General features: G+C 50.5%; 8 protein-coding genes and 1 pseudogene. 5 read left to right on the top strand and 4 right to left on the bottom strand.

What is annotated here, in order from left to right; all coding sequences use genetic code 11:
* The first annotated feature begins 3 nt into the window (after positions 1-3).
* A complete protein-coding gene (locus AKG43_RS10045; protein ID WP_054600427.1) occupies positions 4-393 on the top strand; it encodes a thioesterase family protein in 390 nt (129 codons plus the stop codon).
* The gene (locus AKG43_RS10050) at positions 390-878 is read left to right on the top strand and encodes a TlpA disulfide reductase family protein (RefSeq protein WP_054600428.1); all 489 of its coding nucleotides are present in this window, start codon (positions 390-392) and stop codon (positions 876-878) included. Before AKG43_RS10045 ends, AKG43_RS10050 begins: the two co-directional genes overlap by 4 nt.
* Positions 879-951: 73 nt before the next feature.
* Here AKG43_RS10050 and pyrH read toward each other — a convergent pair whose 3' ends face one another.
* The 4 genes from pyrH to AKG43_RS10070 form a co-directional block, all read right to left on the bottom strand.
* Positions 952-1671, bottom strand: coding sequence for a UMP kinase (gene pyrH, locus AKG43_RS10055; protein WP_054600429.1), 720 nt, complete (start codon positions 1669-1671; stop codon positions 952-954).
* Between the two features lie 274 nt (positions 1672-1945).
* A complete protein-coding gene (gene tsf, locus AKG43_RS10060; RefSeq protein ID WP_054600430.1) occupies positions 1946-2800 on the bottom strand; it encodes a translation elongation factor Ts in 855 nt (284 codons plus the stop codon).
* Between the two features lie 142 nt (positions 2801-2942).
* The gene (gene rpsB / locus AKG43_RS10065) at positions 2943-3668 is read right to left on the bottom strand and encodes a 30S ribosomal protein S2 (RefSeq protein ID WP_054600431.1); all 726 of its coding nucleotides are present in this window, start codon (positions 3666-3668) and stop codon (positions 2943-2945) included.
* A gap of 144 nt (positions 3669-3812) precedes the next feature.
* On the bottom strand, positions 3813-4037 hold the full coding sequence (locus tag AKG43_RS10070) for a hypothetical protein (RefSeq protein ID WP_054600432.1): 225 nt from the start codon (positions 4035-4037) through the stop codon (positions 3813-3815).
* A 221-nt stretch (positions 4038-4258) separates the two neighbouring features.
* Between AKG43_RS10070 and AKG43_RS10075 the strand changes: the two genes are divergently transcribed.
* From AKG43_RS10075 to AKG43_RS10085, 3 genes and pseudogenes are all read left to right on the top strand, one after another.
* Complete coding sequence (locus AKG43_RS10075; protein WP_054600433.1) at positions 4259-4837, top strand: gamma carbonic anhydrase family protein; 579 nt, start codon at positions 4259-4261, stop codon at positions 4835-4837.
* 49 nt (positions 4838-4886) lie between these two features.
* The gene (locus AKG43_RS10080) at positions 4887-5852 is read left to right on the top strand and encodes a DUF4349 domain-containing protein (RefSeq protein ID WP_054600434.1); all 966 of its coding nucleotides are present in this window, start codon (positions 4887-4889) and stop codon (positions 5850-5852) included.
* Between the two features lie 221 nt (positions 5853-6073).
* Positions 6074-6291, top strand: a pseudogene (locus AKG43_RS10085) (IS5/IS1182 family transposase); the annotation flags it as partial.

Genomic DNA, 6291 nt, shown 5'->3' on the forward strand with positions numbered 1-6291 from the left:
ACCATGACCGTTATACGGGTACGAAGCTACCACTTAGACGGTTACGGCCATGTCAACAACGCGCGCTATCTCGAATTTCTCGAAGAAGCGCGCTGGGCGTTTTTTGAGCAACATAACCTGTTGAACCGGCTCGACGGTTTGATGATGGTGGTGGTACGCATCAACATACAATACCGTCGCGCCGCACAAGAAGGACAGCAGTTGAACATCCATACCCGCGTTGATACCGTTGCGGCGCGTCAGGTTGTGCTCACCCAAACCATTGTGCGCGCCGATACCGGAAAAACCGTTGCCGAAGCGGAAATCACTTTAGTGCCCGTCGGCCCGAACGGCCGGGCAACCGATTTACCTTCAGAATTATCCACTTCTCTTTCCCAACACATACCATCATGAAAAAAATCTTTCCCATTTTTGCTGCCGTGGCCATAGCCGCTTTACTTGCTTTTGTTTTATGGCCGAAAAACCAACCCGTTACCGCTTTCTCTCTACCCGATTTACAAGGCCGGACCATCAGTAATGCAGATTTACAGGGCAAAGTTACCCTGATTAATTTTTGGTATCCTTCCTGCCCGGGTTGTGTGAGCGAAATGCCGAAACTGATTAAAACCGCGCAAGATTATCAAGGCAAAGATTTCCAAATTATCGCCATTTCCCTGCCTTACGACCCGATTGAGAGTGTGGTGAATTATGCCGAAGAACGCAAGCTGCCCTTTGCCGTGATGTATGATGCCGACGGAAAAACAGGCAAGGCGTTCGGCGTTCAAGTTGCCCCTACCTCGTTTTTTGTGAACAAAAAAGGCGAACTATTGAAAACCTTTGTAGGAGAGCCGAATTTTTCCGATTTATATCAAGAAATTGATCAAGAATTGGCGAAATAAATCCGTCCACATAAATCCGTCAAAAAGAAAGGCCGTCTGAATTTTTCAGACGGCCTTGATCACTGGAATAAAATCAACAATGCACCAATGTGCCTTCATCTTCTCCAGCAATCACGCGCTTTAATGCGCCGTCTTTGGCAATACCGAATACAACAATATTCAGCTTCTGCTCACGGCATAGGGCGAAAGCGGTGGCGTCCATCACGCGCAGGTTTTTATTGATGGCTTCGTCGAAAGTAATGGTTTGATAGCGGGTGGCCGACGGATCTTTTTTAGGATCTGCGGTATAAACGCCGTCAACATTGGTGGCTTTGAGCATGATGTCGCAGTTCATTTCCGCACCGCGCAAAGAAGCCGCTGTGTCGGTGGTGAAGAAAGGGTTGCCTGTGCCGGCGGCGAAAATCACCACTTTGCCCTCTTCCAAATATTGGATGGCTTTGGGGCGGGCGTAGGTTTCGGCAATCTGCTGCATGCTCAAGGCGGATTGCACACGGGCTTTGATGCCCAACGATTCGAAAGCATCTTTCAAGGCCAGCGCGTTCATCACGGTAGCCATCATACCCATGTAGTCGGCGGTGGCGCGATCCATACCTTGGGCTTGGGTGGCTACCCCGCGGAAGATATTGCCGCCGCCAATCACCACGGCCACCTGCACGCCCATGTCCACGACTTCTTTCACTTGCCCGACAATCTGCATAATGGTGTCGCGGTTGATACCGAAAGCGTCTTTACCCATCAGGGCTTCGCCGGAAAGTTTTAATAAAACGCGTTTGTATTTGGTTTGCTGTGTCATGGGATACCTTGCTTTCTTCAGGTTGCGGGGAGGCCGTCTGAAACCGTTTCAGACGGCCTATCATGTTTCGGGGAACGGATACTGCACTGATTGTAGTGCGTTTTTCAGGGCTTTTCAAAGCACTAAGTCAAATCTCGGACGGTTTGTTTTCCGCCCGTTGCCAACGTTGCGGCCTGCGGTTTTTTTGCTATAAACGGCAGGCCGTCTGAAAAATGTCCTCAAAAAAAAGCACCCCGATTCGATAAGAATCTGAGTGCTTTGTTTTTCATAAGCCTTATACTTTCGCAGCGGCGGCTACTTCGGCAGCATAGTCTACAACGGCTTTTTCGATACCGTCGCCTACTTTGTAACGTACGAAGCTGATAACTTCCGCGCCATTTTCTTTCAGGAATTGGGCTACGGTTTGGTCAGGATTCATCACGAATGCTTGGCCGTTGAGGGTAACTTCAGCCAAGAATTTTTTGATGCGGCCTTCAACCATTTTTTCGGCGATTTCGGCAGGTTTGCCTGATTCGATGGCTTGTTGGGTGTAAATGCGGCGTTCTTTTTCAACGGTTTCCGCGTCTACTTCAGCTTCAGACACGCATTGTGGTTTGGCGGCAACGATGTGCATACCTACTTTGCGGGCAACGTCTTCGGCGCCTTTGAATTCAACCAATACGCCTTCGGTAGCCAGAGCACCGTGGATGTAGGCAGTCAGGCTGTTAGCGGTTTCGATCACTTGGAAACGGCGTACAGACATGTTTTCGCCCAGTTTGGCGATGATGGCTTTGCGCTCTTCTTCAACCAGCCCGCTCAACTCTTCCACAGTAGCCGGTTTTTTAGCAACGGCGGTTTTGGCAACAAAGTTCGCAAATTCTACAAAGCCGGCATCTTTTGCTACGAAGTCGGTTTCGCAGTTTACTTCAACCAAAGCGCCTACGTTGCCTTCGATAGCGTAAGCCAATACGCCTTCGGCAGCGGTACGGCCGGCCAGTTTACCGGCTTTGGCGCCTGATTTGATGCGCAGGATTTCTTCGGCTTTTTCGATGTTGCCTTCGGCTTCAACCAGTGCTTTTTTGCACTCCATCATGCCCAGACCGGTAGCGGCACGCAGGTCGGCAACCATTTTTGCAGTAATTTCTGCCATTTTGAATCTCCTAGAAATTGGGGCAAGCACGGTTTGTGGTGCTTGTGAATCTTGGTAAGGCCGTCTGAAAAGGTAGTATTTGATGCGTTTTCAGACGGCCTGTTTCGAGAAAAGGGGCATGAAGCCCCCTTTTTGAAAAGCCTTATTCGGCAGCGGCTTGGGCAGCGGCTACGGTTTCTTGGATGGCTTGGTTTTTGCCTTCCAATACGGCATCTGCCATACCGCGGCAGTACAGACGGATAGCTTTTGCCGAATCATCGTTACCGGGGATAACGTATTTCACGCCGTCGGGGCTGTTGTTGGTATCCACTACGGCAATCACGGGAATACCGAGTTTTTCGGCTTCAACCAAAGTACCTTTTTGGTAGCCGGTGTCGATCACGAAAATTGCGTCGGGCAAGCCTTTCATGTTTTTGATACCGCCCAGCGAACGCTCCAGTTTTTCAACTTCGCGTTGCATTTCCAAGATTTCTTTTTTGCTGTAACCGCTTTCGTTGGCATTTTCCAAAGCCGCGGTTTTTTCTTCAAGGCGTTTGATGGATTGCTTAACGGTTTTGTAGTTGGTCAGCATGCCGCCCAACCAACGGTAATCAACGAAAGGCATACCGGCACGGGTAGCTTCTTCGCGGATGATGTCGCGGGCTTGGCGTTTGGTACCTACAAACAATACGGTACCTTTGTTTGCAACCAGACGGCGTACGGCTTCTTGCGCTTCTTGGAACAGCGGCAGGGTTTTTTCCAGGTTTACGATATGGATTTTGTTGCGCGCGCCGAAAATGTATTGTTCCATTTTCGGGTTCCAGTAACGGGTTTGGTGGCCGAAGTGAACGCCTGCTTCGAGCATCTGGCGCATAGTAACTTGAGACATAATGATCCTTTAAAGGGTTAAAGCATACACCCTGTCGCATAGAACCTGCTTTAGGGCAGGCACCCTTTCGCGCGGGGTGCGGGCGTTGGTAAAAATAAAATAAAAAAGATTCCGCCGAAACGGAAACTGCGGAATTATATAAGATTAAAGGCCGTCTGAAAAGTGCTTATCCGTTTTTGCGGTTTTATGCTGTTTTTCCTGTATTTTCATCAATTTGTTCCGCCGCCGCGTTTTAACCACCCAAAAGGTAAACAGGCTGGGCAGCACCGCCCAAAACACGAGATAAATCAAGGCGCGGGCAATGGTGGGCTGGGCGGACGAAAATAAAACGGCCACGAATAGATAACCGATGGCGATGATGTGCCACATGATAATCCTTTAATCTGATCTGAATGCGGGGCGGCTTATTTTATCCTGAATCGGGCCGTTTGCGGCCAATCGGATCATCCGAACGCACCCGCTTCGCTGCCGTTTGGCCGTGCAATGTTTTCAGACGGCCTGTTTGGGCTAAGATGCGCGATGTTCGGCTACAATACACATCAACAAGCCTTCAGGCCGTCTGAAAACACTTACCCGTCGAGGAGAACGATATGAATATCCGCCCTTATCTGGAGCATGTTCCGCACATTGATGAAAGCTGCTATATCGACCCGGTTTCTGCCGTGATCGGGGAGGTTTCGCTGGCGCAAGACGTGTCGATATGGCCGTTTGCGGTGCTGCGCGGCGATGTGAACAGCATTACCATCGGCGCGCGCAGCAATGTTCAGGATTTGAGCATGCTGCACGTTTCGCACAAAACGGCAGTCAAGCCCGACGGTTCGCCGCTGGTTATCGGCGAAGACGTAACCATCGGCCACAAAGTGATGCTGCACGGCTGCACTATCGGCAACCGTGTGCTGGTGGGCATGAATACGGTGATTCTCGATGATGTGGTAATTGAAGACGACGTGATGATCGGTGCCGGCAGTTTGGTGCCGCCGCGCAAGCGGTTGGAAAGCGGTTTTTTGTATGTAGGCTCTCCCGTTAAACAGGTGCGCCCGCTCACGGAAGACGAAAAAGCGTTTTTGGTGTATTCGGCGCAGCACTATATGCGCGTGGCCGCCAACCATAAGAAAACTTTGGCAGAGATGCCGTCTGAAAACGCAGCTTCGGCTGACTGCAATACATAAACCAATTAAAACGTACTCTCCCGCTTATTTCATCATGAAAGTATCAATAATGAACACTCGCCGCATTGCCTATATTTCATTGTTGGGTTCGTTGCTGCTGACCGCCTGTGGCGACAACGGCAGCCGTAACGCTTCCGAAGCAGAAGCTCCGGCTCCCGCAGCCGCCGTGGCGGAACAGTCTTCCGACAAACAAGCCGCCAAATTGACACCGAGCGCTGTAGTTGATCAAAAAATAGAAGGCAGGCAGCTTGCAGTAACCGCCGATATTGATTTCCAAACCGCCGACACGCGCAAAACGGCGGCCGATATAGAAACGCTTACTGCCAAGCACGGCGGTTTTATTGCAACCAATACGATTAATGCCGACATCCGTAGCACCGATTCTTTTCCGCAAACCGACGGCACGCTGCTCGAAATCAGCCGCTATACCTACCGCGCCGATTTGGTCGTGCGGATTCCCACCGACCATGCTTCCGAATTTCTTCGCGATTTGCAGGCACACATTACATTTTTGAACAACCAGCATTTTTCAGCCGAAGACGTAAGCTTGGATTTGCGCCGGCAAGCACTCGAAGCGCTGCGCCAACAGCAGCTTGCCGACCAATTGGCCGATGTGAAGCAGTCTGAAGAACCTTCCGACAAAAAAGATTCGGCGCAAGTAACCCGCTGGCAGTTTGACGCCAAAGCCCAACAAGAATACGCCGAGCTGGAAAAGGCTTATTGGCAGGACAAAGTTGACTTCGCCACCATACAGCTTCACTTCAACCAGCCCGAAACGGTTATCCGCCGCAGCAGACCGAACCCCGAAGCTTTGGCCAAGCAATCTGAACCGCCGTTTTTTGCACAAATCCTGCCGATGCTGGAAAAAGGCTGGTATCTGTTTCAAAACATACTGCTGATTACGATAGCAGCATGGCCGCTTTGGCTGCTGATCGCACTTGTCTGGTTTGGAAGACGCTTTTGGCGTCAGCATATCGCCGGCAAAGAAAACAACGACAGCAACAATCAAGATTGAAAACACGCGTTGGCGTATGCGTTATGAAACACAGGCCGTCTGAAAAACTGTTTTTCAGACGGCCTGATATTTTTGCTAAACCTACGGATGGGGCTGCCGTTCAAAATGCAATATGGTCAATCCGCTAACAAACCAAAAAAGGCCGAGACCTTTGCAAAACCCTCAAAAATCCTCTAAATTCCCACTCACATCAAACTCCGAGAATTTAGAGGATTTTGTTCATGAGCAGCTTTTTACACACCGATGCCCTCAACCACATCGAAAAACATCTCGACCGCTTCCCACTCATCAAACTCGACCGTATTCTTGACTGGACACCCATCGAACAATACCTCGCCGGCCGCAAAACCCGCTACGTGCGCGACAACGGCGGCCGTCCCGCCTATCCTTTGCTCTCCATGTTCAAAGCCGTCCTGCTCGGCCAATGGCACAGCCTCTC

Origin of the sequence: Neisseria sp. 74A18 (assembly GCF_001308005.1) — a bacterium.
Lineage (GTDB): Bacteria > Pseudomonadota > Gammaproteobacteria > Burkholderiales > Neisseriaceae > Neisseria > Neisseria dumasiana.

Bases quoted from the DNA above. Each gene is read 5' to 3' on its own strand.
- tsf (WP_054600430.1), bottom strand. From the start codon at position 2,800: ATGGCAGAAATTACTGCAAAAATGGTTGCCGACCTGCGTGCCGCTACC.
- AKG43_RS10070 (WP_054600432.1), bottom strand. From the start codon at position 4,037: ATGTGGCACATCATCGCCATCGGTTATCTATTCGTGGCCGTTTTATTT.
- AKG43_RS10080 (WP_054600434.1), top strand. From the start codon at position 4,887: ATGAACACTCGCCGCATTGCCTATATTTCATTGTTGGGTTCGTTGCTG.
- rpsB (WP_054600431.1), bottom strand. From the start codon at position 3,668: ATGTCTCAAGTTACTATGCGCCAGATGCTCGAAGCAGGCGTTCACTTC.
- AKG43_RS10075 (WP_054600433.1), top strand. From the start codon at position 4,259: ATGAATATCCGCCCTTATCTGGAGCATGTTCCGCACATTGATGAAAGC.
- AKG43_RS10050 (WP_054600428.1), top strand. From the start codon at position 390: ATGAAAAAAATCTTTCCCATTTTTGCTGCCGTGGCCATAGCCGCTTTA.
- AKG43_RS10045 (WP_054600427.1), top strand. From the start codon at position 4: ATGACCGTTATACGGGTACGAAGCTACCACTTAGACGGTTACGGCCAT.
- pyrH (WP_054600429.1), bottom strand. From the start codon at position 1,671: ATGACACAGCAAACCAAATACAAACGCGTTTTATTAAAACTTTCCGGC.